The organism is Pseudomonas sp. 1928-m, assembly GCF_029269135.1.
In the GTDB taxonomy this organism is placed as follows: Bacteria; Pseudomonadota; Gammaproteobacteria; order Pseudomonadales; family Pseudomonadaceae; genus Aquipseudomonas.
Map to the genome: position 1 here is coordinate 1,047,489 of NZ_JARIXO010000001.1, position 25,678 is coordinate 1,073,166.

Annotated in this window: 20 protein-coding genes and 1 pseudogene; 15 read left to right on the plus strand and 6 right to left on the minus strand. The window is 60.3% G+C overall.

Annotated features, from left to right (window positions below; genetic code table 11):
- Nucleotides 1-89: 89 nt before the first annotated feature.
- Nucleotides 90-200, plus strand: a pseudogene (locus P3C18_RS04645) (prepilin-type N-terminal cleavage/methylation domain-containing protein); the annotation flags it as partial.
- Between the two features lie 413 nt (nt 201-613).
- Complete coding sequence (locus P3C18_RS04650) at nt 614-958, plus strand: prepilin-type N-terminal cleavage/methylation domain-containing protein (protein ID WP_275960691.1); 345 nt, start codon at nt 614-616, stop codon at nt 956-958.
- A 127-nt stretch (nt 959-1,085) separates the two neighbouring features.
- On the opposite strand, the gene nadC is transcribed toward P3C18_RS04650, so the two are convergent.
- The gene (nadC, locus tag P3C18_RS04655) at nt 1,086-1,934 is read right to left on the minus strand and encodes a carboxylating nicotinate-nucleotide diphosphorylase (protein WP_275960692.1); all 849 of its coding nucleotides are present in this window, start codon (nt 1,932-1,934) and stop codon (nt 1,086-1,088) included.
- A 363-nt stretch (nt 1,935-2,297) separates the two neighbouring features.
- Between nadC and P3C18_RS04660 the strand changes: the two genes are divergently transcribed.
- From P3C18_RS04660 to ampE, 3 genes are all read left to right on the plus strand, one after another.
- Nucleotides 2,298-4,613 carry a DUF1631 domain-containing protein gene (locus P3C18_RS04660; protein WP_275960693.1) on the plus strand — a complete coding sequence of 772 codons (2,316 nt, stop codon included), beginning with the start codon at nt 2,298-2,300 and terminating at the stop codon, nt 4,611-4,613.
- A 311-nt stretch (nt 4,614-4,924) separates the two neighbouring features.
- Nucleotides 4,925-5,488 (plus strand): 1,6-anhydro-N-acetylmuramyl-L-alanine amidase AmpD, encoded by a 564-nt coding sequence (gene ampD, locus P3C18_RS04665; protein ID WP_275960694.1) that lies wholly within the window; start codon nt 4,925-4,927, stop codon nt 5,486-5,488.
- A complete protein-coding gene (gene ampE, locus P3C18_RS04670; RefSeq protein ID WP_275960695.1) occupies nt 5,485-6,321 on the plus strand; it encodes a regulatory signaling modulator protein AmpE in 837 nt (278 codons plus the stop codon). The genes ampD and ampE overlap by 4 nt, the downstream gene beginning before the upstream one ends.
- A gap of 206 nt (nt 6,322-6,527) precedes the next feature.
- Here the strand turns inward: ampE and P3C18_RS04675 are convergent, their stop codons facing one another.
- Nucleotides 6,528-7,421 (minus strand): ROK family protein, encoded by an 894-nt coding sequence (locus tag P3C18_RS04675; protein WP_275960696.1) that lies wholly within the window; start codon nt 7,419-7,421, stop codon nt 6,528-6,530.
- 219 nt (nt 7,422-7,640) lie between these two features.
- Here P3C18_RS04675 and P3C18_RS04680 point away from each other — a divergent pair, with 219 nt between their 5' ends.
- On the plus strand, nt 7,641-9,671 hold the full coding sequence (locus P3C18_RS04680; RefSeq protein WP_275960697.1) for a methyl-accepting chemotaxis protein: 2,031 nt from the start codon (nt 7,641-7,643) through the stop codon (nt 9,669-9,671).
- Between the two features lie 66 nt (nt 9,672-9,737).
- Here P3C18_RS04680 and P3C18_RS04685 read toward each other — a convergent pair whose 3' ends face one another.
- Nucleotides 9,738-10,436, minus strand: coding sequence for a response regulator (locus P3C18_RS04685; RefSeq protein WP_275960698.1), 699 nt, complete (start codon nt 10,434-10,436; stop codon nt 9,738-9,740).
- Nucleotides 10,411-13,809 (minus strand): ATP-binding protein, encoded by a 3,399-nt coding sequence (locus P3C18_RS04690; protein WP_275960699.1) that lies wholly within the window; start codon nt 13,807-13,809, stop codon nt 10,411-10,413. Before P3C18_RS04690 ends, P3C18_RS04685 begins: the two co-directional genes overlap by 26 nt.
- Nucleotides 13,810-14,088: 279 nt before the next feature.
- Here P3C18_RS04690 and urtA point away from each other — a divergent pair, with 279 nt between their 5' ends.
- The 7 genes from urtA (at nt 14,089) to P3C18_RS04725 (ending at nt 20,899) form a co-directional block, all read left to right on the plus strand.
- Nucleotides 14,089-15,318 carry an urea ABC transporter substrate-binding protein gene (urtA, locus tag P3C18_RS04695; RefSeq protein WP_167142666.1) on the plus strand — a complete coding sequence of 410 codons (1,230 nt, stop codon included), beginning with the start codon at nt 14,089-14,091 and terminating at the stop codon, nt 15,316-15,318.
- Nucleotides 15,319-15,419: 101 nt separating this feature from the next.
- Complete coding sequence (urtB, locus tag P3C18_RS04700; protein ID WP_275960700.1) at nt 15,420-16,337, plus strand: urea ABC transporter permease subunit UrtB; 918 nt, start codon at nt 15,420-15,422, stop codon at nt 16,335-16,337.
- 11 nt (nt 16,338-16,348) lie between these two features.
- Nucleotides 16,349-17,527: an urea ABC transporter permease subunit UrtC gene (urtC, locus tag P3C18_RS04705; RefSeq protein WP_275960701.1), complete on the plus strand. Its 1,179-nt coding sequence runs from the start codon at nt 16,349-16,351 to the stop codon at nt 17,525-17,527.
- The gene (urtD, locus tag P3C18_RS04710; protein ID WP_275960702.1) at nt 17,524-18,285 is read left to right on the plus strand and encodes an urea ABC transporter ATP-binding protein UrtD; all 762 of its coding nucleotides are present in this window, start codon (nt 17,524-17,526) and stop codon (nt 18,283-18,285) included. Before urtC ends, urtD begins: the two co-directional genes overlap by 4 nt.
- 67 nt (nt 18,286-18,352) lie before the next feature.
- A complete protein-coding gene (urtE, locus tag P3C18_RS04715; RefSeq protein ID WP_275960704.1) occupies nt 18,353-19,042 on the plus strand; it encodes an urea ABC transporter ATP-binding subunit UrtE in 690 nt (229 codons plus the stop codon).
- 212 nt (nt 19,043-19,254) lie between these two features.
- Nucleotides 19,255-20,484, plus strand: a complete 1,230-nt coding sequence (gene fmdA, locus P3C18_RS04720) for a formamidase (RefSeq protein ID WP_167142659.1) — start codon at nt 19,255-19,257, stop codon at nt 20,482-20,484.
- A gap of 67 nt (nt 20,485-20,551) precedes the next feature.
- Nucleotides 20,552-20,899, plus strand: coding sequence for a zinc ribbon domain-containing protein (locus P3C18_RS04725; RefSeq protein WP_275960705.1), 348 nt, complete (start codon nt 20,552-20,554; stop codon nt 20,897-20,899).
- Nucleotides 20,900-20,908: 9 nt separating this feature from the next.
- Here P3C18_RS04725 and P3C18_RS04730 read toward each other — a convergent pair whose 3' ends face one another.
- Complete coding sequence (locus P3C18_RS04730; RefSeq protein WP_275960706.1) at nt 20,909-21,694, minus strand: TatD family hydrolase; 786 nt, start codon at nt 21,692-21,694, stop codon at nt 20,909-20,911.
- 49 nt (nt 21,695-21,743) lie between these two features.
- Between P3C18_RS04730 and P3C18_RS04735 the strand changes: the two genes are divergently transcribed.
- The gene (locus P3C18_RS04735; RefSeq protein WP_275960707.1) at nt 21,744-22,124 is read left to right on the plus strand and encodes a DUF559 domain-containing protein; all 381 of its coding nucleotides are present in this window, start codon (nt 21,744-21,746) and stop codon (nt 22,122-22,124) included.
- A 115-nt stretch (nt 22,125-22,239) separates the two neighbouring features.
- Here P3C18_RS04735 and P3C18_RS04740 read toward each other — a convergent pair whose 3' ends face one another.
- On the minus strand, nt 22,240-23,823 hold the full coding sequence (locus tag P3C18_RS04740) for a peptide chain release factor 3 (protein ID WP_275960708.1): 1,584 nt from the start codon (nt 23,821-23,823) through the stop codon (nt 22,240-22,242).
- 477 nt (nt 23,824-24,300) lie between these two features.
- Here P3C18_RS04740 and P3C18_RS04745 point away from each other — a divergent pair, with 477 nt between their 5' ends.
- Nucleotides 24,301-25,464 carry a type III PLP-dependent enzyme gene (locus P3C18_RS04745; RefSeq protein ID WP_275960710.1) on the plus strand — a complete coding sequence of 388 codons (1,164 nt, stop codon included), beginning with the start codon at nt 24,301-24,303 and terminating at the stop codon, nt 25,462-25,464.
- Nucleotides 25,465-25,678: the final 214 nt, after the last annotated feature.

The following is a 25,678-nucleotide window of genomic DNA, read 5'->3' on the forward strand; positions in this document are numbered from 1 at the left end:
AGCTTGTTAGGTGGGTTGCAGGGGTTGGCATGCTGCCTGCATTGCTTCGTGTAGGTCTTTGGACCTGTCCATATTTTCGGAGAGACTCTATGAAAGCTCAAAAAGGTTTTACCCTGATCGAACTGATGATCGTGGTTGCGATTATCGGTATTCTGGCTGCCATTGCGCTGCCAGCCTACCAGGACTATACCCGTCGTTCGGCGGATAACGCTTGTCTAGGCGAAGCTAAGGCTTACGCCAACATTGCATTGGCGTCTATCTTGGATCCTAAGGTTGCCGCTGCCCCTGGTTTCACCCCGGTAGCCTGCTCGGCCATTTCTGCTGAACCCACAACTGCTCTTGAGGCTGCTATTACGTTTACGCCTAATAATGGTAGTGGCGATGTTGTGACTTGCAACTTTAGTCAGGGTGCTACTTGCTCGCTGCCGTAATGAGTCAGCGTAGTGGATCGATTTCAGGGTGGCTGCAGGGGCATTATTCTGCGAGTGCAGCCTGATTTAAATCCGCTGCTGGTAAAAAATGCCCCGCTACATGCGGGGTATTTTTTACCATGATTTTTAATACACGCCTTTCGGCGCGACCTGATGAGATATTGTCTCTAAGGGGTATTTGCATGCAAGCTCAAGTGCGCAATGGCTTTACATTAATTGAGTTGATGGTCGTGGTTGCAATCATTGGTATTTTGGCTGCTGTCGCCTTACCTGCATACCAGGATTATGTGACTCGCTCGGCTGATAACGCTTGCTTGGCAGAGGCCAAGGCCTATGTGAACACTGCGCTGGCGGATCTTCATAATAGTGTTAATCCGGTAGCCGCAGCGTTGTCTGCCTGTGACAGTATTACCACAGTGATTGATTTTACTACGGTTGTTACCGGTACGCCCTCTTCCCCTGGAACCGGTTCTATAACGTGCACCGTTGCTACGGGTGGTGTGTGTGTGTTGGTGGCGGGGCCATAGTTGGATTGCGGCTATTTTCAGTTTTTTGTTCCATAGCTATTTCTGTTGGGTTCAAGTTAGGTGTGCACTGTGGCTGTTTGGTCTCGGTTGGGGGCTCGGCAAATATTGTGTTGTGCTGTTCGTGTGTTTAACTGTTAAGCCGCATCGACAAATCCACCGCCTTCACATCCTTGGTCAGCGTGCCAATTGACACATAGCCCACCCCTGTCTCGGCAATCGCGCGCAAGGTGCTTTCGTTTACCCCGCCTGATGCCTCCAGCTTTGCGCGACCGGCAGTGAGGGCTACAGCTTCACGCATTTCATCCAAGCTCAGTTCATCAAGCATGATGATGTCCGCTCCCGTATCCAATGCCTGGCGCAGTTCTTCCAAACTTTCCACTTCAACTTCCACCGGTTTTCCGGGCGCGATCTTGTGCGCGGCGGCTACCGCTTGGGCGATGCCGCCGCAGGCGGCGATATGGTTTTCCTTAATAAGGAAGGCGTCATATAGGCCAATGCGATGGTTGTGGCAGCCGCCTTGAGTCACTGCGTATTTCTGCGCGAGGCGCAGGCCCGGTAGGGTTTTGCGGGTGTCGAGTAGTTTGACGGCGGTGCCTTGCACCAGATCGGCATAGTGCTGGCAGCGGGTGGCTACAGCGGAGAGTGTCTGCAGGAAGTTCAGGGCACTGCGCTCGCCGCTGAGTAGGGCGCGGGCGGGGCCTTCCAGTTCAAACAGCACCTGGTTGGGTTCGGCGCGCTGGCCGTCTTGGATATGCCAGTGCACGGCGACCCGCGGGTCGAGTTGGCGAAATACCGCATCGACCCAGGCGGTGCCGCAGATAACTGCGGACTCGCGGGTGATGACTTTGGCATGTGCTAGGCGCTCGGCGGGTATCAACTGTGCGGTGATGTCGCCACTGCCGATATCCTCTGCCAGTGCGCGGCGCACATTGGCCTCGATTTCGTTGGTGAGGTCGGCGAGGATAAGGTTAGGCATGATGAGCTCCAGTCAGCAGAATGCGCCGATTATAGGGATTGATGGCTGTTTGCGCAGTGTTTGCGGCTGTTCTCTGGCGGCGGTGGGGCTATGCTGATGGAGGTTCTTCGTTAACTCGCATGGCCGCTACGTATAGCGTGTTGCGTTGGTCATGTGCAGGTAACCGTTGGGAAGCTGTGGCGCTGCATCTGTGACGCGGGTCATGTCTGGAGGAAAAGTCAGCTTGGTATGTGCGCGCGCATCCCTATAATGGCTTTACTTTTTAGAATTGTTGACGCCAGGCCTTTGACGTTACGGATGACGCTCAGTTGATCGCTGTGCAGATCGGTTCGCCCAAGAGGGGCAGTCTGCAGGAGACTCGCAATGAAGACTGATGCGAACGTGGTTCACCTGAGTAAGGTGGCCCCTGAGCAATCGCCCACCTCGCCGGTAGGAAGACTGCCTGTGGCGCTGACAAATGTGCGTGACAAAGCGGCGCAACAGCTGAAGACGGCGTTGCAGGCGCTGTTCGACAATGCGGACGATACGCTGTTCGAGATGGCGGATCGTGCCACCAGCAATGCCGAGCAGAATGCGTTCTTCGAGGCGATGCGCGATCTGCGCTTGAAGCGCAAAAATATCGAGCGCGGCTTTCTGCAAAAGGTCTTCGAGGCCTTTGCCACCCTGAATCAATATGAAATCGGTAAGTCTGCGCCTTTGGATGCGGTATCGTTTGACACCCTGTCGCTGGTGCAGAACGACGCGTTGGAAGAGTCGGTGGCACTGGATTCGATGGTGGCCAAGGTGGTCAGCCGTGACGGTGCGGCGCTCAGCCATCTGACCACGCGCTTCAACGCCATGGTCAGCAAGAAGCTGGACGACAAAAGCAACCCTGTCGGTCCGACCAGTCTCTGCGAATTTTTCCTTGATGCCTGCAGCAGCCTGGGCGTCGAGATTCGGGTCAAGCTGATCATTCTTAAGCTGTTCGAGAAGTACGTACTCAGCGATCTCGATCAATTGTATGCCGAAGCCAATCAGGCGCTGATCGCGGCCGGAGTGTTGCCTGAACTCAAATCCGCGCCCGCGCGGCGTAATCCTTCGCGCGCCAGTGCACCGGCAGGCGGTGCTCGTCAGGATGCATCGCCGGAACTCTCGGCTGAATTTGCTGATGAGGGCGTGCAGGAGGTGTTTGGCGCGCTGCAGGAGCTGCTTTCCCAAGCGCGTGGCTCGGTGATTCCGCGGCGTAATCGCCCAGCCGATGCGATGCCAATCTCCAGCAATGACCTGATGCGGCTGCTCTCGCATATGCAGCAGCGTGCGCCCGCGCAGGTGAGTGACGATTTCGATCTGCGTGAGCAGCTAGAAGGCCTGCTGACCCGTGCCAGCGCCAAAGCCGGCAAGGCGCGGGTGGTCGGCGAGGTTGATGAGGACGTTATCAACCTGGTGTCGATGCTCTTCGAATTTATTCTCGACGACCGCACCTTGCCGGATTCGCTCAAGGCGCTGATAGGCCGCCTGCAGATCCCGATGCTGAAAGTGGCGGTGATCGATAAGACCTTCTTCAGTCGTGGCAGCCATCCGGCCCGTCGCTTGCTCAATGAAATTGCCTCTGCCGCTCTGGGTTGGGGTGAGCAGGACGATGCGCAGCGCGACAGCCTGTATCAGAAGATCGAGCAGGTGGTGCAACGCTTGCTCAATGATTTCGTCGATGACCCGGTGATCTTCTCCGAGCTACTGGCCGAGTTCCTGGCCTTCACTGGCGACGAGCGCCGCCGTAGCGAGCTGCTTGAGCAGCGCACCCGCGATGCCGAAGAAGGCAGTGCCAAGGCTGCACTGGCACGGCGTGAAGTTGAGCAGGCTCTGAATGAGCGCTTGCTCGGCAAGACCCTGCCGGAAGTGGTTGTGCGTCTGCTGCAGGAGGCTTGGAGCAAGGTGTTGATGCTGACTTGCCTGAAGCACGGCGTTGAGTCGGCGGAATGGCAGGCGGCGCTGGCGACCATGGATGATCTGGTTTGGAGTGTTGAGCTACACGAAGAGCCTGAGGCGCGCATGCGTCTGCTGGAGATGGTGCCGGGGCTGCTTAAAGCGCTGCGTGAAGGCATGGCCAGTGCGGCGTTTGATCCGTTCTCCACCGGTGAATTCTTCAGTCAGCTAGAAGCCTTGCATGTGCAGGCCTTCCAGCGCTTCAAGCGCAGCCTGCCGGAAGAAAATCCGCAGGGCGATGTGCCACCGCTTGCTGAAATCGATGAAGAGCAGCGCGCTGCGTTGGCCGAGGCCGGTATCGAGTTGCCATTGCTGGAGCTGCCAGCTGCGGAAGCGGTTGAAGAGCCGGCGATGGTCGAGGTGGTCGAAGAGATCATTCTGCTGGCGCCTGGCGAACTGCGTGCCGCTGAACCGGAAACCAGCCTGCCGGACGATGATGAGTCGCTGCTGCAGGTCGATAACCTGCGAGTCGGTAGTTGGGTCGAATTTCAGGAAGATGAAGAGCACAAGCTGCGGTGCAAGCTGGCGGCGGTGATCAAGCCAACCGGCAAGTACATCTTCGTCAACCGTACCGGTATGAAGGTGCTGGAGAAGACCCGTATGGGCCTGGCCGTGGAGTTCCGCCGCGGCGCGATTCGCCTGCTCGATGATGCGCTGCTGTTTGACCGGGCACTGGAGTCGGTGATCGGTAACCTGCGCAAGCTCAAGGGCGCTTGATCGACTCGTATTGATGCGTCACTACAACGCCGCCGGGGTATTGCCCCGGCGGCGTTTTTGCATCTGCGCCTCTGCTCGGCATTCGCCCTTGGCCTTGAGCATGGGCTGCACTTGCAGGTCGTTGAAAAGCGTAGGCGAGACAGTCGAGGCTAGGCGCTACACCAGTAACAGCCTTCGGCTGGTCAAAGCGGCGAAAAAGCGGAGTTTACAAGCTGTAAATGAGCATTTTGAGTCTGTTTTTAACGACGCCTCGGCAACGTAGGTAGTTTTTCAACAGCCTGCTAGAGTGGTGGCTCGTTCAAGGAGTCTTTATGCAGCTGGACCCTTCCAGTGGCTGGTGCGATGGCATCCAGCGCTGCCCATCGCCGAACTTCAATCAGCGGCCGCTTGGCGAAGTTTCTCTGTTGGTGATCCATAACATCAGCCTGCCGCCTGGGCAGTTCGGCACGGGCAAGGTGCAGGCGTTTTTTCAGAATCGTCTGGATGCGGACGAGCATCCTTATTTCGCCAGCATTGCCAGCTTGCAGGTGTCCGCGCATTTCTTTATCGAGCGTGATGGCGCCGTCACGCAGTTCGTCTCTTGCAATGAGCGCGCCTGGCATGCCGGAGTGTCGCGTTTTGCTGAACGGGAAAACTGTAATGATTTTTCCTTAGGTATCGAGCTTGAGGGCACCGATGATCTGCCGTTTACGGCAGCGCAGTATGCGGCGCTGATTGAACTGACCCGGCAGCTGCAGGCGGCTTACCCGGCGATCACTCTGGAGCGCATCTGTGGCCATAGCGATATCGCGCCAGGCCGCAAGACCGACCCCGGCCCGGCATTCGACTGGCAGCGTGTGCGCATGGCATTGCAGCAAGACAAGGAGCTGACATGAATTTTCTGGTGCTACTGCTGGTGCTGTGGGTCGAGAAGTTCTCGTCCTGGCGTAAGCCTATTCAACACGATGGCCTCTGGTTACGGTTGTTGACGGCTACCGAGAGCAAGCCGCAGTGGGCTGAGCGGCCCTGGCTGGCACTGGCCTTGCTGGTACTGTTGCCGTTGTTCGCTCTGGGGCTGATTCTGCTGGTACTGGAGCCCGTAGCCTATGGTTGGCTGGCGCTGCCGGTGCATCTGCTGGTGGTGATTTACAGCCTGGGTCGCGGTGATTTGCTGGCAGCACTGGGGCCGTTTCGCGACAGTTGGCGCCGTGAAGATGCCGAGGCTGCGTATCTGGTGGCGCGGCGTGATCTGGCGCTGGAGGCGGACGAAGAGGGTGAGTTGCTACAGCGCGTGCAGGGTCATCTGGTGTGGCAGGCCTACCAGAGCTTCTTTGCGGTGATCTTTTGGTATGCGTTGCTCGGCCCATTGGCGGCGCTGGCGTATCGCTTGGTCGCCCTGGCCAGCGAACATGCCACTCTGCCGGCCTTGCGTGAAGCTGCTGTGCAGGTGCGTCATGGCTTCGACTGGCTACCGGTGCGTGTGCTCGCCGCGAGCTTTGCCCTGGTAGGTAACTTCGCCGGCGTCAGCCGGACCTTGCTGCATGAGCTGCTCAGCTGGGATATCAGCGCGGCGCAGTTGGCGATCATTACTGCGCGGGCTGCAGGCGAGACGCCGGAGCCGGTGATTGGCGAGGTCGGGGTCAGCAGCCTGGACGGGCTGTGGCAGCTGTTAGTGCGCGCCGCAGTGTTCTGGTATGCGGTGTTTGCTGTTTGGACCCTGCTTATCTGAGAACCAATTTATGATCTGCTGCGCGTCGGCCCTGCCGCGTTAAAAACAGGCTGGAGCGCCAGCCCGGTCGTAATGCTCATGTACAAAAGTACAGTCGACCGCGACTCCGACCGTTCCTCGCCTGTTTTGACCAGCCGGAGGCTGTTACTAACGTAGCGCCTTGCAGGGCTCTAGCTCGCGAGATCGTAAATTGGTTCTGAAGCTGGCTATTCGTTCCACAGCCAGGCCGCGCCACGTACACCGCTGGAGTCGCCATGCTTGGCCTGTAGCAAGCGCGTGTTGACCTGATCGGAAAACACATAGCGCGGCAGCAGTGGCGCTACCTGGGAGTAGAGCGCAGTGCAGTTGGACATGCCGCCGCCTAGCACAATCACATGCGGATCAATCAGGTTGATCACCGACGCCAGGCCGCGTGCCAGTTGGTCGCAATAGCGGGCAACGGCATGTTGTGCGGCGGGATCGCCGGCTTCTGCGGCGCTCACCAGGGCGCTTGCGTCCAGGCCAAGATTGCTGCGGGCTGCCCAGCCCGGGCCACTTAGAAAGGTTTCGATGCAGTCATCCTGCCCGCAATAACAGCGTCGGCTCGGGCCGTCCTTATCGCGCCGCCAGGGCAGCGGGTTGTGCCCCCATTCGCCGGCTATGGCGTTTGGGCCGCTAAGCAGGTGCTGGCGCACGACCAGACCGCCACCGACGCCGGTGCCGAGAATTACCCCGAAAACACTCACTGCACCTGCGCCTGCACCATCACAGGCTTCTGACAGAGCAAAGCAGTCGGCGTCATTGGCCAAGCGTATGGGGCGCTGTAGGCGCTGCTCAAGATCGGCCTGCAGATCCTCGCCGATCAAGCACTGCGAGTTGGCATTCTTGATCCGCCCGTGGTCGGGGGAGCGGGTGCCGGGGATGCCGACACCGACGCTGCCGCGGCAGCCCAGTTCGCGCTCGCAATCTTCAACTAAGCTGGCAATCAGGGCGACGGTTTTCTGGTAGTCGCCCTGCGGCGTTGGGGCGCGTCGGCGCAAGACTTGCTGGCCGTTTTCCAGGGCGATTATTTCGACTTTGCTGCCACCCAGATCAATACCGAGCTTCAGTGATGTGCGCATCATTAACCTTAAGTTACAGAGGTTGGAGTCGATAAGAGGTATACATGGCGCCATGCTCGACCGTTATTTTGTGACATTGATCACATTAATCTGCCCGTATTTACCCCGTTGATGCAAATGCCACAGGTCGAGCAGCAAGGGACATACAAGCCGCCGTTTGAGATTCTGCACGGCCGTTTTGTAACCCTACACAACAATAAATAGAACTGGAGACGTCCTGTGAAGACCGTGTTGTATCCGGCCATCGCGCTAATGAATCGCCTCAGCTTCGGCATGAAATTCAGTCTGATCAGTGTTCTGTTCTTTCTGCCCATGCTGGTCACCAACTTCTACCTGGTGCGTGACTCCTACCGGCAGTTCATCAGTACCCAGGCGGCTCTCGAGAGCATTGATCTGCTCGGCGAAAGTCTGACGCTACGGCGCAACCTCGAGGATTTCGTCGACCTCACCGAGGTCAACGCGATGATCGGTCAGTCCGGTCAGGCGGGTGATCTTGAAGCGCGCCTGGTCAAGCTGCAAGGCGGCATCAGCGAAGCATTGCAGGGCATGGCCGCGGTAGTGCGCGAGCCTGAGCAGATCGAAGAATTCAACAGCAAGCGCGATGAGCTGATTGCCGAGCTGGCTGCGGTGCAGGCTGAGACCTCGCTGCAGGGCAAGATCGCCCTGGCCGAAAAGCTGCTGGGCAGCTCTCAGGTGTTTATCAAGCTGGTTGCCAGCCAGGCCGGCCTGAGCCAGGACCGTCAGGGCGCCGTGCGGCAGATGATTGAGTTGGTGACGGTGGATACGCCCAAGGTCACCGCGGTACTCAGTGAAGGCCGTGCCATTGGTTCCTACTCGCTGGCCCAGGGTTTTCTCAATTCTTCGGCCAGTACCAAATTTGATGAGCTGCTGCTGGAGCTGGAAAAGCTGCATGCCGAATATGGCCTGAATCTGCAGGCATCGCTCAACAGCAGCGCGCAGGCCCGTACTGAGCTGGCCAGTCTGGCTGCAAACAGCCTGGAGACGCTGAAAACCAGTACTACGGTCTTCGAGGATCAGGTGGTAGTCGCCGATTCGCTGGATACGCCCTGGGCGCAGTTCTACGCGGATGTCAGCGGCGCCATGGAGCAGACCTACCAGCTCAATGATGCGGTGCTGGTGTTCCTCGACAAGCAGCTGCAGGTGCGTCTGGAGGAAAACCGTACGCAGATGGTGCTGCTGGTCGCGGCTCTGGTGGTGGTGTTCCTGCTGATCGTCTACCTCTACGGCGGCTTCTATGTGTCGATCCGCACTACCCTGAAAAAACTCGGTCAGGTGATGAACCAGGTGGCGGCCGGCGATATGACCGTCAGCTTCAAGGCGCAGAGCCAGGATGAGTTGGGTGAGCTGGGCCAGGTGTTCAATGAAACGGTGAGCAAGATCCACCAGTTGATCGAGCGCGTGGGCCAGACGGTGGTTGAGGTTGAGCGCCAGGCGGACCGTGTGCAGCAGGTCTCAGGTGAGAGTAACCAGGCGGTTGCCGGCCAGCGTGGGCAGATCGACTTGATTGCCACCGCAATGAATCAGATGTCAGCCACCGCTCAGGAAGTGGCGCATAGCGCTGCCGCTGCGGTGGGCAGCGCGCAGAGCGTGAATGATGAAACGGTCAGTGGCCGTGCGCTGGTCGAGTCCCAGGTTGGCAGCATTCAGCGCCTGGCTGGGGAAATCGACCAGTCGGTTGCAGTGATCAACAAACTGGCCAGCGATAGCGCGTCGATCAGCCAGGTGCTGGACGTGATCAAGGGCATCGCCGAGCAGACCAACCTGCTCGCACTCAACGCGGCCATCGAAGCTGCGCGTGCCGGTGAGCAGGGGCGCGGCTTTGCCGTGGTGGCCGACGAGGTGCGTAACCTGGCCAAGCGCACTCAGCAGTCCACCGAGCAAATCGAGTCGATGATTGCCAAGCTGCAAAGCGGCGTCGGCGCGGCGGTCAAGGCGATGAATGCCAGCCACCAGATGGCCGATACCACGGTCAATGAGTCGGGCAAGGTGCAGCAGGCGCTGGAGAATATCCTCGGCGCGGTGGGCATGATCGTCGATCAGAACCAGCAGATCGCCACCGCTGCCGAAGAGCAGACCGCCGTGGCGCAGGATATCGACCAGAACATCGTCGAGATCAGCCAGGCCGGTGAGCGCACTGCCGAAGGGGCCAGCCAGACCGAGCAGGCCAGTCGTGAGCTGTCCGGGCTGGTAGCGCGCTTGAAGCAGCTGATAGGTGCGTTCCGCGTCTGATCAGCAACTCGCTTGCAAAAGCCCGCCACCTTGGCGGGTTTTTTTATGCGCGATGGTTCGTCGGGCTCAGACGCGTTCGGCCATTGCCGAGAGTGCCACCGAGGTGGCGGCCGTGCGGGTTTCCACGCCGAGCTTCACGTACACGTGCTCCAGGTGTTTGTTCACCGTGCGCGGGCTGAGGCCGAGGATGTCGCCGATATCGCGGTTGGTCTTGCCGCAGGCCACCCAGCGCAACACTTCTACTTCACGTTCGGTGAGCTGAAAGCGCGCGGAGAGGGTGGCATAGGCGGGCTCGTCGTTGAGCGTTAGCGGTTGCGCCTGGCTGGCGGCGCGCGCCGTTTGCAGGATGCGCGCAGTACGCAGGTGCGAGGCTACGCGGGCGAGGACTTCCTCGGTGTTGATCGGTTTGGTCACATAGTCGATACCGCCGGCGGCGAAGCCTTTGACCACGTGTTCGCTGTCGGTCAATGCAGTCATAAACAGCACTGGAATGTCGGCAGTGGCCGGATCGGCTTTGATCCGCTGGCAGGTCTCGAAGCCGTCCAGCCCCGGCATCATCGCATCAAGCAGGATCAGGTCGGGACGCCTGCGCTGGATGCGGCTCAGCGCGCTCAAGCCATCCAGCGCCACCAGCACCATGTAACCCACTTCATCGAGGGCATCGGAGAGCAGGGCCAGGTTGTCCGGCGTGTCGTCGACGATCAGGATCACCCCGCGCTCGGCCGGGCTGGGGTTGTGCTCAGATGGATTGGTCAGCGCGTTCATGCTCGGCCTCCTTGAGTTGGCGGTTGAATTCGTCCAGGCGATAGCTTTTCACCAGGGCGCGCAGGGGCTTGGTAAAGCTGGCGCTGGTGGGTGTCAGCCGATCAATGGCGTCGAGTTTCTCCAGAATGCCGCGGATATAGCCCATGGCGCCGAGCTCGCGCAGTGCGTCGAGGTCACTGCTGCTTGGTAGCACGCGGGTTGCGAGCGGCGGCGTTGGCAAAGGCGCGGTGCGCCGCAGCCATTGCAGATCGAGTTGCTTGTGGATGCGTTCAAGCAGTTCCGGGGTGTGCACCGGCTTGGCCAGGTAGTCGTTGCATGCGGCGGCCACGCTACGCTCGCGGTCATCGGCAAAGGCGTTGGCGGAAATCACGATGATTGGGGCCTTGCTCTGTGCGTTGCGGCGAATCAGCCGGCTAGTTTCCCAACCGTCCATTTGCGGCATCGACAGGTCCATCAGAATCAGGTCGGGGTGCAGCAGGGCGGCCTGACGAATTGCTTCCTGACCGCTGGCGGCCTGGATGATGTTGAACCCCAGCGGTTCGAGCATGCCGGCCAGCACGCGACGGTGCTCGATATGGTCGTCCACCACCAGAATCAGCCGGCGCGGGCCCTGATAACCAATGATGTCGTGCTCCACATGCACCACCGCCTGGGGCACGCGCACCTCGGAGAGGAACAGGCGCACCTGGAAGCTGGTGCCCTGGTCTTGCACACTTTTGACTGACAGCTCGCCGCCCATCAGCGAGGTGAGCATGCGCGTGATGGTCAGGCCGAGGCCGACGCCGTTGTCCTGGCGCATCAGGTCGCCGCGCTCGAACGGCTGGAAGATCCGCTCGATCTGCTCGGGGTCGATGCCGATACCGGTGTCGACGATCTCGAAGCTGGCAGTTTCGCGCAGGTAGCTGACGCGCAGGCAGACCTCGCCGCTGTCGGTAAAGCGCACCGCATTGCCGAGCAGGTTGATCAGAATCTGCCGCACGCGCTTCTCATCGCCGCGTACCACCGCTGGCATGCGCCCGCTGGTTTCCAGGCGAAAGTGCAGGCCCTTCTCTTCAGCCTGGGGGGTGAACATGCGTTCGAGCTGGTGGATAAATTCGGGGAAAGGGATTTCCGTCAGTTCCAGGTTGAGCTTGCCAGCTTCGATCTTGGCCACGTCGAGCAGTCCGTCGATCAGCGACAGCAGGTGCGAGCCGCTGCGAAAGATGGTGGCCAGGGCGTCCTGATGCTGCCCTGGCATGCCGGCATCGCGCTGCAGAATCTGCGTGTAGCCGAGGATGCTGTTGAGCGGGGTGCGCAGTTCGTGGGACAGCCCGGTGACATAGCGGCTCTTGGCAGCGTTGGCGGCTTCGCTGGCTTCCTTGGCTTTCTGCAGGGCTTCGTCGGTCTTGCGGTGGGCTTCGATCTCCTGCATCAGCAGCTGGGTCTGGCGGTCGGATTCCTCCTGGGCCACCCGGCGGCTTTCGCGGGTCAGCACCACCCACCAGGCGAGAATCGCGGCGAACAGCGAGAGGGTCAAAAAAGCCTTGAGAAATGCCAGATAGAGGGTTTCCTGCGCCTCCGCCGATTGCGCTACCAATCCCTGGGAGACCTGGCTGTAGATCAGCGCGAGGGCGCCGAACAGCAGCGCCACCAAGACCGTCAGCAAGCCGAGGTACTGCGCCAGCCGGCTGTGCAGGCGCGGGATCGAGACCCGCGGGAACAGCCAGCGGATAAAGTCGTCGAGTTGCTCGGACAGCCGCGCCCGCGGTTTGCAGGCATCGCCGCAGCGTGCATCGAGTGAGCAGCACAGCGAACAGATTGGCGTGCTGTAGGCCGGGCAGAAGGCCATGTCTTCGCTTTCAAAGGCGTTACTGCACAGGCCGCACTGCACCGTGGTGGTAACGCCTAGTGGATAGAGCAACAGCGGGTCGCTGCTGCGCGCCAGGTAGTAGCGCCCGCCGGTCAGCCATGCAATCAGCGGGGCGAAGAGCATGGCCGAGCCGAGCGCGACGACCGGTGAGGCAGCCTGCGCCAGTTGGCCGAACAGGCCGCCGTGGGCCAGGATCGACAGCAAGGAGGCGATCAGCATGGCGCCGACACCCACCGGGTTGATGTCGTAGAGGTGCGCGCGCTTGAACTCGATGTGCTTGGGCGACAGGCCCAGCGGCTTATTGATCACCAGATCAGCCACCACCGCGCCGATCCAGGCGATGGCGATGTTGGCGTACAGGCCGAGCACTTCCTCAATGGCCTGGAACACCCCCAGTTCCATCAGCATCAGCGCGATGGCGACGTTGAACACCAGCCACACCACGCGCCCCGGATGGCTGTGGGTGACGCGGGCAAAGAAGTTCGACCAGGCCAGCGAGCCGGCGTAGGCGTTGGTCATGTTGATCTTCACCTGGCTGACGATGACGAACAGCACCATCGCCGCCAGCGCCCACTCCGGAGAGCTGAATACATAGTTGAACGCCACCAGGTACATCTGCGTCGGTTCGGCGGCTCGTTCCATGGGGATTTCATGCTGCAAAGCGAGAAAGGCCAGAAAGGCGCCGGCGAGCATCTTCAGCGCACCGGGGATGATCCAGCCGGGCCCGGCCATCAGCAGTGCGGCCCACCAGCGTTTGCGGTTGTGCCGGGTCTTTTCCGGCAGAAAGCGCAGGTAGTCGACCTGCTCACCAATCTGCGTGACCAACGCCAGGGCCACTGTGCAGGCGGCGCCAAAGTACAGCAGGTTGAACGCACCGCCTTCTCCCTCGCGACCGGCGAAGCTGGTCCAGTCACTGAGCGCTTCGGGGTTCTTGCTGATGACAAAGAGGTAGGGCAGGAACAGCAGAAACAGCCACAGCGGCTGGGTCCACATCTGCAATCGGTTGATCAGGGTGATGCCGTAGGCCACCAACGGGATAACGATCACCGAGCAGATCACATAAGCCAGCGCCAGCGGGATGTTGAAGTACAGCTCCAGGGCCAGAGCCATGATCGCCGCCTCAAGGGCGAAGAACAGAAAGGTGAAGCTGGCGTAGATCAGCGAGGTGATGGTTGAGCCGATGTAGCCGAAGCCGGCGCCACGGGTCAGCAGGTCCATGTCCACGCCATAGCGCGCCGCGTAGTAGCTGATCGGCAGACCGGTGAGAAAGATCACCAGGCTCACCGCAAGGATCGCCCACAGCGTATTGGTGAAGCCGTAACTCAGCGCCAGAGCACCGCCGATGGCTTCTAGGGCGAGAAACGACACCGCGCTCAGGGCGGTGTTGGCGATGCGCAGCTCCGACCATTTGCGAAACGACTTGGGGGTGAAACGCAGGGCGTAGTCTTCCATGGTCTCGTCGGCGACCCAGCTGTTGTAGTCGCGGCGGATCTTGACGATGCGCTGGGTGCCGGTCGGCTGCACAAGGATGCTCCTGAGTTGTAGCTAATACGCTTGTTTGAATTTGCAACATCCATGCCCTGCGTCTGCAGCCGCCGTCCTTGCGCGCGCGAGCTTCTATCTGCCAGCAGCTCGGGCGTGAGCTTGCACCAGCGTGGGGCGCGGAGCTGTACGTCAGATGACGTATGCCGTTACGTCAACCTGCGTATACCGCCCGCGCCGGTGGCAAACGCATGCTGGTGGCGAGCCGAACTGGTACCCGCAAGGCGAGCCAGGGAGGAAAACCACCAGAGGAGCATGACCATGGATTCACCGACTCGCTTTCTCCCTCGTCGGCTAGCGTTGGGTGCTGCGGCACTCTCGCTGCTGGCGGCCAGTGTGTTCAGCCAGATGGCTCTGGCCGACGTCAACACCACCGGCCTGGCCGTGACCGACACCGAAGTGACGGTCGGTCAGCTGCATTCGGCCACCGGCACCATGGCCATTTCCGAAACCGGTTCGATCCAGGCCGAGCGCCTGGCCATCGAGCAGATCAACGCCAGCGGCGGCATCCTCGGTCGGCAGATCAAGATCATTCAGGAAGACGGTGCCTCCGACTGGCCAACCTTCGCTGAAAAAGCCAAGAAGCTGCTGGTCGGCGACAAGGTTGCTGCCGTGTTCGGCTGCTGGACCTCGGCCTCGCGCAAAGCCGTGCTGCCGGTGTTCGAGAAGGAAAACGGCCTGCTCTACTACCCGACCTTCTATGAAGGCCTGGAACAGTCGAAGAACGTTATCTACACCGGCCAGGAAGCGACTCAGCAGATCCTCGCCGGCCTCGACTGGATCGCCAAGGAGAAGGGCGCCAAGACCTTCTACCTGATCGGTTCGGACTACATCTGGCCGCGCACCTCGATGAAGATCGCCCGCAAGCACATTGAAAACGTGCTCGGCGGCAAGGTGGTGGGCGAGGAGTACTACCCGCTGGGCAACACCCAGTTCGGCTCGCTGATCAACAAGGTCAAGCTGAAGAAGCCTGACGTGGTCTTTACCGCTGTGGTCGGTGGCTCCAACGTGGCCTTCTACAAGCAGATGAAAGCCGCCGGCGTCACCAGCGCCAAACAGAACCTGCTGACCCTGTCGGTAACTGAGGACGAGCTGCTGGGCATCGGCGGCGAGAACATGGACGGTTTCTACGCCTCCATGAAGTACTTCCAGAGCCTCGACAACCCGAACAACAAGGCCTTCGTTGAAGCGTTCAAGGCCAAGTTCGGCAAGGACTCGGTGATCGGCGACGTGACCCAGGCCGCCTACCTCGGTCCATGGCTGTGGAAGGCTGCAGTCGAGAAAGCCGGCAGCTTTGACGTCGACAAGGTGGCTGCCGCATCGCCTGGCATCGAGTTGACCACTGCGCCGGAAGGCTACGTCAAGGTGCACGACAACCATCACCTGTGGAGCAAGACCCGCATCGGCCAGGTGCAGAAGGATGGCCAGTTCAAGGTGGTGTTCGAATCCGACCTGATCGAGCCGAACCCATTCCCGAAAGGCTACCAGTAACAGCGGCCTAAGCCGGATTCAGGGCAGGGCGTATCCGCGAGGGTACGCCTGATGCCTGTTCGGGCTGACGTGTTTCTTTCTTCCAGCAGGAGACCATCATCATGGAATGGCTATCGGAATTTGGTGCCATCGCGGCCATGCAGGGCTTCAACGGCTTGTCCGTTTTCTGCGTCCTGCTGCTGATGGCCCTGGGGCTGGCGATCATCTTTGGTCAGATGGGCGTGATCAACATGGCCCACGGTGAGTTCCTCACCATCGGTGCCTACACCACCTACGTGGCCTCGGTACTGACCGAGCAATACGCGCCGTTTTTCGGTCCGTACTATTTTTTTCTCGCCATCGTGCTGTCGTTTTTTATCGCCGGCGCGATTGGCTGGCTCGCCGAGTGGGCGATGATCAGCAAGCTCTACCAGCGCCCGCTGGACACCTTGCTGGCCACCTGGGGGCTGTCGCTGGTGATGCAGCAGGCGTTCCGTTCGATCTTCGGTGCGCGGGAAGTCAGCGCCACCTTGCCGGAATGGCTGATGGGCTCGTGGAACCCTACCGAGGCCATTGATATTCCGCGTAATGGCCTGTTCGTCATGGGCCTGACTGTACTGATGACCGGCATGATCTTCCTCATGCTCTACCGCTCGCGCTGGGGCTTGCAGGTGCGCGCCACGGTGCAGAACCGGGTGATGAGCCGCGCCGTGGGGATCAACACCAAGAAGGTCGACCGCATGACCTTTGCCCTCGGCTGCGGCGTGGCCGGTGTAGCGGGCGCGGCCTTTACCACCATCGGCTCGACCGGGCCGACCGCCGGTTCTCTGTACATCGTCGACACCTTCCTGGTGGTGGTCTTTGGCGGTGCGTCGAGCTTGCTCGGCACCATCGCCTCGGCCTTCAGCATTGCCCAGGCGCAGTCGCTGATGGAGTTCTTTATGAGCGGTTCGATGGCCAAGGTGTTCACCCTGTCTGCGGTGATCCTGATTCTGATGTTGCGTCCGCAAGGGCTGTTCTCCATCAAAGTGCGCAAGTAAGGAGCCGTCCCATGAACCCGACACTCGATAAGTTTCTCGGCGGCAAGCAGGGCGCAATTGGCCTGGCGGTGCTGGCCACATTGATCCTGGTGGTGTTCCCGCTGGCGCTGGATGCCTTTCGCCTGAACATGGTCGGCAAGTACCTGACCTACGCCTTTGTCGCCGTTGGCCTGGTGCTCTGCTGGGGCTATGGCGGCATTCTCAGCCTGGGCCAGGGGGTGTTCTTCGGCCTCGGCGGCTATTGCATGGCGATGTTTCTCAAGCTCGAAGCCAGTGACCCGGAAAGCACCAAGATCCAGTCCACCCCCGGCATTCCGGACTTTATGGATTGGAACCAGATCACCGAACTGCCGATGCTCTGGCAGCCGTTCCACAGCTTCGGCTTCACCCTGCTGGCGGTGATTGCGATACCGGTGATATTGGCGCTGGTAATCGGTGTGGCGATGTTCAAGCGCCGCGTCGGTGACGTGTATTTCTCCATCGTCACCCAGGCGATTGCGCTGATTCTCACCGTGCTGATCATCGGCCAGCAGGGTCTCACCGGCGGGGTCAACGGCATCACCGACCTGAAGACCCTGATGGGCTGGGATATCCGCGACGACAGTTCGAAGATGATCCTCTACTTCATCAACGCCTTCCTGTTGTTCGGCTGCATCCTGATCGGCCGCTTTATCCTCGCCTCCAAGCTCGGCCGCCTGCTGATGGCCATGCGCGACAAGGAAGAGCGGGTGCGCTTCTCCGGCTACGACGTGGCCAGCTTCAAGATCTTCGTGTTCTGCGTGGCGGCGGCATTTTCCGCCATCGGCGGGGCGATGTTTGCCTTGCAGGTCGGCTTTATGTCACCGAGCTTCGTCGGCATCGTGCCGTCGATCGAAATGGTGATCTTTGCTGCCGTCGGCGGGCGTATGTCACTGCTGGGCGCGGTGTATGGCGCGCTGCTGGTCAACTACGGCAAGACCTACTTTTCCGAAACCTTCCCCGAGCTGTGGCTGTACCTGATGGGCGGGCTGTTTATCGCCGTGGTCATGTACTTCCCCAACGGCCTGGCCGGCGTTTGGGAAAGCCACGGGCGCAAGCACCTGGAAAAGTTGCTGCAACGTTTTGAGCGCAAATCCGTGGCCCCGGTCGTGGCCGTTAGCCCGACTCCAGCGCCTGCTCCTGAAGCCAAACAACTGGAGACCACCCCATGAGTCAGCCAAGTGGATTTCAGATGCCCAAGCCGGTGCTGGCCATCGAGGGCCTGACCGTATCGTTCGATGGTTTCAAGGCGGTGGATGACCTCAACCTGTACATCGACCGCAACGAGGTGCGGGTGGTGATCGGCCCCAACGGCGCCGGCAAGACCACGGTGCTCGACCTGATCTGCGGCAAGACCAAGGCCACCGCCGGCAGCATTCAGTTCGAGAACCGCGAGCTGACCAAGATGCGCGAGTTCGACATCGTCCGCGCTGGGGTCGGGCGCAAGTTCCAGAACCCCTCGATCTACGAAAACCTCACGGTGTTCGAGAACCTGGAAATGTCCTACCCCAAGGGGCGCAAGGTGTTCGGCGCGCTGTTCTTCAAACGCACCGCCGAGGTGATTGCGCGGGTCGAACAGATCGCGGCGGAAATCATGCTTACCGACAACCTCTACCTGCAGGCCGACCTGCTGTCCCACGGGCAGAAGCAGTGGCTGGAGATCGGCATGCTGCTGATGCAAGACCCGGCGCTGCTGATGCTCGACGAGCCGGTAGCCGGCATGAGCGTCAACGAACGCATGCAGACCGCCGAGTTGCTCAAGCGCATCAGCAAGGGCCGTTCGGTGCTGGTGATCGAGCACGACATGGAGTTCGTCAAAAGCATCGCGCACAAGGTTACCGTGCTGCACCAGGGCAAGGTGCTGGCCGAGGGCAGCATGGAGGCGGTGCAGAGCAACCCAAAAGTGATTGAGGTGTATCTGGGGCATTGAGTTGCTTCACGCATTCATCGGCGCTAGCCCGGATGGCATCCGGGCCACGTTCAACAAGGAGTTTTCCATGTTCCAGATCAGCAACCTCGCCTCCGGCTACGGCCAGAGCCAGATCCTCCATGACCTCAATCTGAATGTGGCCAAGCGCGAGATTGTCGCGGTGATGGGCCGTAACGGCATGGGCAAGACCACCCTGTTCAAAAGCCTGATGGGCGTGCTGCCGCAGTGGGGCGGGCAGATCAGTGTGGACGGCTGCGACATTTCCAAGCTGGAGACTCATCAGCGAGTCGAGAGCGGCATCGCCTACGTGCCCCAGGGGCGGATGATCTTCCCCAGCATGAGCGTGCTGGAGAACATCCAGACTGGTTTGCCAGCCTCCGCAAATGGCAAGGTGCCGGACGATCTCTATGCACTGTTTCCGGTACTGCACGAGATGCGCTCGCGCAAGGGTGGCAACCTCTCCGGTGGTCAGCAACAGCAACTGGCCATTGCCCGCGCGTTGGCCACCAACCCCAAGGTGCTGCTGCTGGATGAGCCGACCGAGGGCATCCAGCCGTCGATCATCAAGGACATCGCCCGCACCCTGAAGGAGATCCGCAACCTGCGTGACCTGACCATTGTGGTCTCCGAGCAGGTGCTGTCGTTCACCATGGAAATCGCCGACCGCTTCCTGGTGATCGAGAAGGGCAAGTTCGTGGTCGAGGAGAGCCGCGACAAGGTCGACGAGGCGACTATCAGCCGTTACCTGTCGGTGTGATGGTTCACCCGCTGTAGCTCGAATTTCCTGTTTTGCGGCTGGCGTGTTCTCCATGCGCTGGCCGCTTTTTCATGCCTGGAAAACGCCTCGTTATTGCCGGGGAGGGCATACGTCATCCAACGTATTTGCGGTTTTTCGCCGCCGTTCAAGACTAGCCCCGTACCCCGGCGCCGTGGCGCCAAGTCCTCATCAATGGTCCCAGGAGCTTTGTCATGACCGAAACGCTGATCAAGGTCGACCTCAACCAGCCCGCCACCGAAAACGAGCAGATCCACAACCGCTGGCATCCGGATATTCCGATGGCCTGTTGGGTCAAGCCGGGTGACGATTTCATTCTCGAAACCTATGACTGGACCGCCGGCGCGATCAAGAACAACGACGACGCCAGTGATGTGCGCGACGTGGATCTGTCCACTGTGCACTACCTCTCAGGGCCGGTGGGCGTACACGGCGCTGAGCCGGGCGATCTGCTGGTGGTCGACCTGCTCGATATCGGCGCGATGCCCGACTCGCAGTGGGGCTTCAACGGCTTCTTCTCGCGGCAGAACGGCGGTGGTTTCCTTACCGACCACTTCCCGATGGCGCAGAAGGCCATCTGGGATTTCAAGGGCATGTTTACCAGCAGCCGGCACATTCCGGGGGTTAACTTCGCTGGGTTGATTCATCCTGGCCTGATTGGCTGCCTGCCGGACCACAAGATGCTCGCCGACTGGAACAAGCGCGAACAGGAGCTGATCGACACCGACCCGCACCGCGTGCCGGCCCTGGCCAACCCGCCGATGGCGCCGACCGCGCATATGGGCAAGATGAAGGGCGAGGCTCGCGACCTGGCAGCACTAACCGGCGCACGCACCGTGCCGCCGCGTGAGCATGGCGGTAACTGCGATATCAAGGACCTGTCGCGCGGCTCGAAGATCTTCTTCCCAGTGTATGTAAATGGCGCAGGGCTGTCGGTGGGCGACCTGCACTTCAGCCAGGGTGACGGGGAAATCACCTTCTGCGGCGCTATCGAAATGGCCGGCTGGGTGCATATGAAGGTCGAGCTGATCAAGGGTGGCATGGCCAAGTACGGGATCAAGAATCCGGTGTTCAAGCCCAGCCCGATCACTCCGAACTACAAGAACTACCTGATCTTCGAAGGTATCTCGGTGGACGAGGCCGGCAAGCAGCACTACCTGGACGTCAATATCGCCTACAAGCAGGCTTGCCTGAATGCCATCAACTACCTGACCAAGTTTGGCTATTCGCCGGCCCAGGGCTATGCGCTGCTCGGTTCGGCACCGGTGCAGGGGCATATCAGCGGTATCGTCGATGTGCCCAACGCCTGCGCCACCCTGTGGCTGCCGACGGAGATCTTCGAGTTCGATATCAACCCCAACGCCAACGGCCCGACCAAGTTCCTCGACGGCAGCATCGACCTGCCCATCGCCCCGGACAAGTAACCCGATGACCCCTCTCCCGAATACGGGAGAGGGCGGTTTCTTAGCCACGATGAAGAGGAGCGACGCTATGCCGATTTACGAATACGACTGCACCGATTGCGGTGATTTCACCCAGTTACGACCGATGGCCGAGCGTGACCAGCCCTGCAGCTGCCCCTGGTGTGGCGAGGCCAGCGCGCGGGTGATTCTCAGCGCGCCGAGCCTGGCCACCATGTCAGGCAGCCAGCGCCGCGCCATTGCGGCCAACGAGCGCAGCGCCAACGCGCCGCAAACGGTTGAGGAATACGCGCAGAGCCGCAAGCACCCGAAAGGTTGTGGTTGCTGCACGCCGAACAAGCCCCTGGCGCCAACCAAGGCCAATCCCCATGCGCTAAAGACCAAGCCCAGCGCCCGGCCATGGATGATCAGTCACTGAGGCTGTTGCTTAGGGCTGCGGCCAACCAAACAACTCGGCTGCGTTGCGACTACTGGCGCTGGCCAATTCCTCGGCACTGATGCCGCGTAACTCGGCCAGGGCTGTGCAGATAGCCGGCAGGTACTGCGGGCTATTACGCTGGTTGGGGTGCATGGACGGCGCCATGTCGGGTGAGTCGGTTTCCAGCACGATGGCGTCCATCGGCAACTGCGCCACCACCTTGCGCAGGCGCAGCGCTTGCGGCCAGGTCGGTGCGCCGCCCAGGCCGAGTTTGAAACCGAGCTTGAGGTATTCGCGGGCTTCTTCAGTGCTGCCGGCAAAGGCATGGATGATGCCGCCACGGGCGGGCTTTAAGCGTTTCAGGGTGGCGATGGTCGCCGCATGGGCACGGCGTACGTGGAGTAGGGCGGGCAGCTCGAACTCGCTGGCGAGTTTGAGCTGCGCTTCGAACAGCTGTTGCTGCCGATCGCGGTCCAGCTGTTCGAGAAAGTAGTCCAGGCCGATCTCGCCCACCGCGCAGAGCTTGGGGTGTCCGGCGCAGAGGGCCAGCCAATCATGCAATTCGCCCAGGTGCTCAGGACGATGCTCGTCCAGGTAAACCGGGTGCAGGCCGAAGGCGGCGTGCAGGCTGTCTTCGGTCTGTACCAGATCCCACACACGCTGCCAATTGGCCTGATGCACACCCAGCACCACCAGGCGCTCGACTCCCAAGGCGTGGCAGCGGGTCAGCAGCTCGCCGCGATCAGCATCGAAGTCGGGGAAGTCCAGGTGGGTGTGGGTGTCGATCAGGTGCATGGTCTAGTGTTTGCTCAAACAGCGGTCTTTGCAGGGAGCAGGGTAGCTTATGGACGAGCTGATTAGGGCGCGTGCGAGGGCGTTGCGACGAGATATGACGGATGCGGAACGTTGCCTCTGGTATCAACTGCGCGCCCATCGCTTTATGGGGCTCAAGTTCAAGCGGCAAAAGCCGTTGGGCCATTACATCGCGGATTTCGTGTGCCTGGAGATAGGCCTGGTCGTTGAGCTGGATGGTGGTCAGCATTTGGAGCAGTCAGCCTATGACCGGCAGCGTGATGACTGGCTACGGGGGCAGGGCTTTGAGGTGTTGCGCTTCTGGAATCATGAGGTGCTGCTGCAAACAGATGCGGTGCTGGAACTGTTGCGCTTATGGGTGGAGCACAAGCGGCCCTCTCCCGCAAGCGGGCGAGGGGAGTTGACCGCGTAGCTTGTTGGATTAGTGATTCGGCCAATGATCGAGGCGTCGCTAGCATATCTACGGCCTGCTGCGTTCGGCTCCCTCTCCCGCTGGCGGGAGAGGGTTGGGGAGAGGGTGGTGCTGTTTAGTGATGCTCGCGCGTCGCGCGGAATTTCACGTCCGGCCAGCGCTCTTCCATCAGGCTCAGGTTGACCCGCGTTGGCGCCAGGTAGGTGAGGTGGCCACCGCCATCCAGGGCGAGGTTTTCCACCGCCTTGTTGGAGAATTCCTCAAGCTTCTTCTTGTCGCTGCAGTCGATCCAGCGCGCGGACCACACGGTGATCGGCTCGTAGGCGCATTCGACCTTATATTCCTCTTTCAGGCGGCTGGCGACCACATCGAACTGCAGCACACCGACTGCGCCGAGGATGATGTCGTTGCTGCGCTCGGGGAAGAACACCTGGGTCGCGCCTTCCTCGGCCAGCTGTTGCAGTCCCTGGCGCAGTTGCTTGGATTTCAGCGGGTCCTTCAGGCGTACGCGGCGGAACAGTTCCGGGGCGAAGTGCGGGATACCGGTAAAGCCCAGCGCTTCGCCTTCGGTGAAGGTGTCGCCGATCTGGATGGTGCCGTGGTTGTGCAGGCCGATGATGTCGCCGGCATAAGCCTCGACCAGCATTTCACGCTCGCTGGAGAAGAAGGTCAGGGCGTCGCCGATGCGCACGTCCTTGCCGGTGCGCACATGGCGCATCTTCATGCCCTGGCTGTACTTGCCCGAGCAGATGCGCATAAAGGCAATGCGGTCGCGGTGCTTGGGGTCCATGTTCGCCTGGATCTTGAACACGAAGCCGCTGAACTTTTCTTCCACCGGCTCCACGGTGCGCTCGTTGGCGACGCGCGCCAGCGGTTTGGGTGCCCAGTCGACCACGGCGTCGAGTACATGGTCGACGCCGAAGTTGCCCAGCGCGGTGCCGAAGAATACCGGGGTCAGTTGGCCGTCGAGGAATTCTTGCTGGTCGAACTCGTGGCAGGCGCCCTGCACCAGTTCCAGTTGCTCGATAAAACGCTCGTACTCGTCACCCAAGTGGGCGCGGGCCTCGTCGGAATCGAGATGCTGGATGATCTTGGTCTCGGTGCGCTCGTGGCCGTGGCCCGGGGTGTAGACGATGATGTAATCGTCGGCCAGGTGGTACACACCCTTGAAGTCGCGGTAGCAACCAATCGGCCAGGTGATCGGCGCGGCCTTGATTTTCAGTACCGCTTCGATTTCGTCGAGCAGTTCAATCGGGTCGCGGATGTCACGGTCGAGCTTGTTGATAAAGCTGACAATCGGCGTGTCGCGCAAACGGCACACATCCATCAGGGCGATGGTGCGTGGCTCAACGCCCTTACCGCCGTCGAGCACCATCAGCGCGCTGTCCACCGCGGTCAGGGTGCGGTAGGTGTCTTCTGAGAAGTCTTCGTGGCCCGGGGTGTCGAGCAGGTTGACCATATGCTCGCGGTAGGGGAACTGCATCACCGAGGTGGTGATGGAGATGCCGCGCTGCTTTTCCATTTCCATCCAGTCGGAGGTCGCGTGGCGGTCAGATTTACGCGACTTCACCGTGCCGGCCACGGCAATCGCCTTGCCCATCAGCAGCAGCTTCTCGGTAATGGTGGTCTTACCGGCGTCGGGGTGAGAGATGATCGCGAATGTACGGCGTTTGCCGACTTCGGTGGCCTGGATGGTCATTGTGCGGGAACCCGTCGACTGAATAGTCGGTCTGTCAAAAAAGGCGGCGATTATAACGGTAAACGTCGCTCAGCGCGGTGACCTGTAGTCAGAGGATCAAACCAGGGTTTTGCCGCGCTTTGTGCAGCATTCCTGACGTTTTGTTTTGAATATAAAACGATCAATCAATAAGGCGACAAAGGGGGTCAAAAGCACGGCATTTTTTGATTGATCTCAGCCCCCCATGGCCCTAAAGTTCGCGCCCGAACGTCCATGCTGGCAACGATCCATCCGGCTCAAGTACTGACGACGAGAGACCCTTGGGGTACTCGGCGACATGCCTTGGGAAGTAGGCGAACCAAAGTGGGGAAACTGATCAGACGTTCGGCTCGCGTGGTTTAACCGCCGAGCATCCCTAAATGGTGGGCAAGTGACTGCTGTGCAGCTCTTGCCTGACTGAAAGCGTTTTAACTGGTTCCGCCAACTGGAGTCCCAAGCATGTCGATCAAGGTCGAAGACTATTACGCACCCGCTACTTTTCAGCGCATGAAAGCCTTCGCTGATACCCAGGAAACCCCGTTCGTGGTGATCGATACCGCGATCATCAGCCAGGCCTATGATGACCTGCGCGCCGGTTTCGAATTCGCCAAGGTGTATTACGCGGTCAAGGCCAACCCGGCGGTCGAGATCATCGACCTGCTCAAGGAAAAAGGCTCCAGTTTCGACATCGCCTCGATCTACGAGCTGGACAAGGTGATGGAGCGCGGTGTCAGTGCCGACCGCATCAGCTACGGCAACACCATCAAGAAATCCAAGGACATCCGCTACTTTTACGAGAAGGGCGTGCGCCTGTTCGCCACCGACTCGGAAGCTGACCTGCGCAATATCGCCAAGGCCGCGCCGGGCGCGAAAGTCTATGTGCGCATCCTCACCGAAGGCTCGACCACCGCTGACTGGCCGCTGTCGCGCAAATTCGGCTGCCAGACCGACATGGCCATGGATCTGCTGATTCTTGCCCGTGATTTGGGCCTGGTGCCGTACGGCATTTCCTTCCACGTTGGTTCGCAGCAGCGCGATATCTCGGTATGGGATGCGGCGATTGCCAAGGTCAAGGTGATCTTCGAGCGCCTGAAAGAAGAAGACGGCATCGTCCTCAAGCTGATCAACATGGGTGGCGGCTTCCCGGCCAACTACATCACCCGTACCAACAGCCTGGAAACCTACGCCGAGGAAATCATCCGCTTCCTCAAGGAAGACTTCGGCGATGACCTGCCGGAAATCATCCTGGAACCGGGCCGCTCGCTGATCGCCAACGCCGGCATCTTGGTCAGCGAAGTGGTGCTGGTCGCGCGCAAGTCGCGTACCGCCGTCGAGCGTTGGGTGTACGTGGACGTGGGCAAGTTCAGCGGCCTGATCGAAACCATGGATGAGTCGATCAAGTTCCCCATCTACACCGAGAAGAAAGGTGAGGTGGAAGAGGTGGTGATCGCCGGCCCAACCTGCGACAGCGCCGACATCATGTACGAGAACTACAAGTACGGCCTGCCGCTCAACCTGTCGATCGGCGACCGTCTGTACTGGCTGTCCACCGGCGCCTACACCACCAGCTACAGCGCGGTGGAATTCAACGGCTTCCCACCGCTGAAGTCGTTCTACCTGTAACACCTGGCCTAGCGCTGGGCAAAAAGGCACGGGCTGACCCCGTGCCTTTTTTGTGCCCGCAACATTTTCCCCGCGCCTTACATGCCAGCCAATGCGCCGGCTCCAGTCGCTATTAGTCGCGCTAGAGCCTTTGCGTCATTCCGCTAGTGGTGGCCTGCATGTGCTCGGTGGTGAAGGCTGACAATTTTGTTACAAAGGAGTTCCTGTAAACGAG

Coding starts and splice junctions, on each gene's coding strand:
- P3C18_RS04650 (WP_275960691.1), top strand. CDS start 614: ATGCAAGCTCAAGTGCGCAATGGCTTTACATTAATTGAGTTGATGGTC.
- urtE (WP_275960704.1), top strand. CDS start 18,353: ATGTTCCAGATCAGCAACCTCGCCTCCGGCTACGGCCAGAGCCAGATC.
- P3C18_RS04660 (WP_275960693.1), top strand. CDS start 2,298: ATGAAGACTGATGCGAACGTGGTTCACCTGAGTAAGGTGGCCCCTGAG.
- P3C18_RS04675 (WP_275960696.1), bottom strand. CDS start 7,421: ATGCGCACATCACTGAAGCTCGGTATTGATCTGGGTGGCAGCAAAGTC.
- P3C18_RS04740 (WP_275960708.1), bottom strand. CDS start 23,823: ATGACCATCCAGGCCACCGAAGTCGGCAAACGCCGTACATTCGCGATC.
- P3C18_RS04725 (WP_275960705.1), top strand. CDS start 20,552: ATGCCGATTTACGAATACGACTGCACCGATTGCGGTGATTTCACCCAG.
- ampD (WP_275960694.1), top strand. CDS start 4,925: ATGCAGCTGGACCCTTCCAGTGGCTGGTGCGATGGCATCCAGCGCTGC.
- urtD (WP_275960702.1), top strand. CDS start 17,524: ATGAGTCAGCCAAGTGGATTTCAGATGCCCAAGCCGGTGCTGGCCATC.
- nadC (WP_275960692.1), bottom strand. CDS start 1,934: ATGCCTAACCTTATCCTCGCCGACCTCACCAACGAAATCGAGGCCAAT.
- P3C18_RS04685 (WP_275960698.1), bottom strand. CDS start 10,436: ATGAACGCGCTGACCAATCCATCTGAGCACAACCCCAGCCCGGCCGAG.
- urtA (WP_167142666.1), top strand. CDS start 14,089: ATGGATTCACCGACTCGCTTTCTCCCTCGTCGGCTAGCGTTGGGTGCT.
- P3C18_RS04730 (WP_275960706.1), bottom strand. CDS start 21,694: ATGCACCTGATCGACACCCACACCCACCTGGACTTCCCCGACTTCGAT.
- fmdA (WP_167142659.1), top strand. CDS start 19,255: ATGACCGAAACGCTGATCAAGGTCGACCTCAACCAGCCCGCCACCGAA.
- urtC (WP_275960701.1), top strand. CDS start 16,349: ATGAACCCGACACTCGATAAGTTTCTCGGCGGCAAGCAGGGCGCAATT.
- P3C18_RS04735 (WP_275960707.1), top strand. CDS start 21,744: ATGGACGAGCTGATTAGGGCGCGTGCGAGGGCGTTGCGACGAGATATG.
- urtB (WP_275960700.1), top strand. CDS start 15,420: ATGGAATGGCTATCGGAATTTGGTGCCATCGCGGCCATGCAGGGCTTC.
- P3C18_RS04745 (WP_275960710.1), top strand. CDS start 24,301: ATGTCGATCAAGGTCGAAGACTATTACGCACCCGCTACTTTTCAGCGC.
- ampE (WP_275960695.1), top strand. CDS start 5,485: ATGAATTTTCTGGTGCTACTGCTGGTGCTGTGGGTCGAGAAGTTCTCG.